Below are 3,266 nucleotides of genomic sequence, written 5' to 3' on the forward strand. Positions count from 1 at the left end.
TTGGCTCAAAGCCTTTATCTATGTTTATCCCCAGTTCATTCTCGGGAAGGTCTCGGATATGGCCCATTGAGGCAATGACATTGTATTTACCCTCTAAATATTTTGTAATTGTTTTTGCCTTGGTCGGGCTTTCCACAATAATAAGGGGTTTCATTTTAAAAGATTATGCCTCCGCCGCACATAAAACCTGAATTACATCTGCTAAATACTGGGTCTTATCTTTTCTGTTAGGTAATATTTTATCTTCAAAAATGGCTGTGTATTTATTAAGCAAGTAATTTACCATCGCATTAAGTTCAATTTCCTCGCATTCAGAATTTATTATGGCATCATACTTTATTCTCAAATCCATATCTCTCTTTAATAGCTCTAAAAAGGTTGTAGCAAAATTCTTCTGACACTTGAGCAACATAGCTCTTTCCTCAATGGTTATTAGTTGGGATAACCAAATATCATCATATTTCAATAAAAGTAAATCAGATACAGGAAAGCTTTTTCTAAAAAGTTTTAGGGTAATATCATTTCCATATAAAGCACCTATCTTTACTTTTAGATTTGAATAGCTTAAACCAAGCTCCATCTGTAAGCTTTCAGAATCTTCGTTGATTATTTTTATACTTAAATTTTGTTTAATCAAATTTTGCAGATATTCAAAACCTTGCTTGCTTGAAGAATAAAAGCCATTGGTTTTGTCGCTCTTAAGGGTTGCGGGATTATCTCCTTTGTCAAACAAGACACCAATGTATATTTCAACAATTTCAATTCCAAAATTCTCAAGTAATTCTGCTAATGAAAATTCCTTGCCACCTTTTCTAAACAACTTTTTATTGGATTTTAAATATTCTACAAAAATTCCAAACTTCTCCGATGTCCAGATTTCTCGCCTTCCCGCCGTTCCTCCCGTATCCACCCTATTTTTGAGTTCAACCAACACCATTGTTTTCTCATCTTGGATAATGCTTCCTACATCACTACTTACATCCCTATCACCTAGCCAATCCCATTCAATTGTTCTTAAAATTTTCTTTTCCTCTGATGCCAATCCCTGCATAGTAAAGATTCCCTTCTTTTTATGAAGGGATGGATATTCTAACCAAAATGGAAGTTTGCTAAGTTCTATCTCAAGAGAACAAGTTTCAAAAGAGGAGGCAATTTTCTTTTCAATATACTTCCCCCTACCGCCTTGGCTATGATGATAATATGAGCTAACACCTAATAAAGCCTCATAGTATTCTCTAATTTCAGAAGGAACACTCAATAACCCATCGTAAACCTTGGCTACAGGGTCAAAATCTTTAGCATTAACATTAATGCATAACTCCTTAAAGTTTATCAATATATTTTTATAAGGCTCATAGAGTAATATCTGGCCCACATCTAATTTTTCTTTCGCCTTTACACAGAGAAGATTCCTCTTTGTAATCATATTTATTTCTCCTTTTCGCAGATTATTACACTTTCTCCCCTTATTGCTCTATTGCGCGCTCCCAAAAGGGGATTAAATATCAATTTTTTAAACCTAAACCCAGCTTCTTCACAGAATTTTTTGGTGGTCATAGTGGTCGGGATTTTTTTACCACCAACCGTGCTATCGCCAATTATAATTGCTAATTTACCTCCCGGTTTTAATGCCCAGAAGATATTTTTTATGGATTCTTTCAAGTCCTGGTAATACATAGCAACCCTTGCAGGTAATCCACTATAGCCAGCTTTTACCTGTGTGTTATTTTTCATCCCCAGATATTTAGAAGAAATCTTTTTCATATCTGCACCAAGATAATCGTAAGCAATTTTGTCTTTTCCCACATAGTCTATTGAAAAATAATAAGGTGGGCTTGTAATACAGGCATCAAACATTTCTTGCATTTCACTTATGGTTTTTAGTTTAAGTATATCACCTTCTATAATACTGGCTGGTTCAAATTTAAGTCCATATTTTTCTTTAATCTCTATTGTCTTTTTATGGCAATTTTTTATGTAGTTTAACTTTTCAATAAAGAGACCCATTTTGCCTTTTTTGTTGTATCTTGAGGTTCGCACAAAGGCATCTTGTGTATCAAAATACACTGCCAACATTAACTTGTAAATTAAAGGGTTAGAATGCTCCCATTTTTTATTTTCTATGGCTTGAATAATATCCTGTAATTCCTTCAGGGTAAAATTTAGCTTCTGCTCATCAATAAAGAGTAAATCGTTTTTTAATTCGGATAAAATAATTCCCATCGGCGTAACATCTATACCCACGCTTTTAATTCCCATAAGAGAAGCCTCGTGTGTGGCTGTGCCAGAACCATTGAAAGGGTCTAAAAGAAGTGAATTTTGGTTTAAGTTAAAGGCATTTATCAAGGTTCTGACGACCCTTGGATAAAATTTACCTTTATAGGGATAAAGATTGTGAAAACAATATGCATTGGTATCACCGAATTTATCCACCAAATCAGTGTAAAGGGTAGTTTTTCCTTTTACTTTTTCAAGATGGGCAACCCTTAATCTTATAAATTCTTCATCACCCTTGAAGTTAACTACCCTATTTACTGGGTCAATTGTATATTCGGAAGTTATGCCTTGTAATTCCAAATCCAAAAATTCCAGATCAGCCAATGTCTGCATCCAGAAACCAAATATGGTATCACCCTTTGGAAGGACATAATTTGCAAATTCTTTAGCGTAAGATTCCATAATCTCCTCATAAGAGGGAAATTCATAGGTTCCAAACATAGTTGTCTGCGGTTTAGGAGATGTATTTTTAATCATACTTTTTCCTCCTCCCTTTCACAGATAAGCCTTAAGGCAACGGATTGAACCCTTCCGGCAGAGAGCCCCTTTCTTACTTTTTTACCAAGTAAGGGGCTTATCTTATAGCCGACAAGCCGGTCTAAAAGCCTCCTTGCCTGCTGGGCATCTACCTTGTTTCTATCAATGGATGTCGGATGGGATAGGGCAGAATTTATTGCCTCCCTGGTTATTTCATGAAGAATAAGCCGATGAATTGGCTCTTTCTTAATATAATAGGCAAGATGCCAAGCTATTGCCTCTCCCTCCCTATCAGGGTCAGGGGCAAGGAATATAGAATCTGCATTTTCAGAGGCTTTCTTTATATTCTGGATGGTCTTTTCCTTTCCCTTAATGGTGATATACCTTGGCTCAAAGCCTTTATCTATGTTTATCCCCAGTTCATTCTCGGGAAGGTCTCGGATATGGCCCATTGAGGCAATGACATTGTATTTACCCTCTAAATATTTTGTAATTGTTTTTGCCTTGGTCGG

3 protein-coding genes and 1 pseudogene are annotated in these 3,266 nt (G+C 35.7%); all 4 read right to left on the reverse strand.

What is annotated here, in order from left to right; translation table 11 throughout:
* Window positions 1-154, reverse strand: a 154-nt coding sequence (locus AB1397_03355; protein MEW6482027.1) for a toprim domain-containing protein, incomplete at its 3' end; no start/stop codon positions are given.
* 9 nt (window positions 155-163) lie between these two features.
* Window positions 164-1,426, reverse strand: a complete 1,263-nt coding sequence (locus tag AB1397_03360; protein MEW6482028.1) for a hypothetical protein — start codon at window positions 1,424-1,426, stop codon at window positions 164-166.
* A gap of 2 nt (window positions 1,427-1,428) precedes the next feature.
* Window positions 1,429-2,754 carry a hypothetical protein gene (locus tag AB1397_03365; protein ID MEW6482029.1) on the reverse strand — a complete coding sequence of 442 codons (1,326 nt, stop codon included), beginning with the start codon at window positions 2,752-2,754 and terminating at the stop codon, window positions 1,429-1,431.
* Window positions 2,755-2,765: 11 nt separating this feature from the next.
* Window positions 2,766-3,266, reverse strand: a pseudogene (locus AB1397_03370) (toprim domain-containing protein).

The sequence above is a fragment of the bacterium genome, assembly GCA_040756715.1.
In the GTDB taxonomy this organism is placed as follows: domain Bacteria; phylum UBA9089; class UBA9088; order UBA9088; family UBA9088; genus JBFLYE01.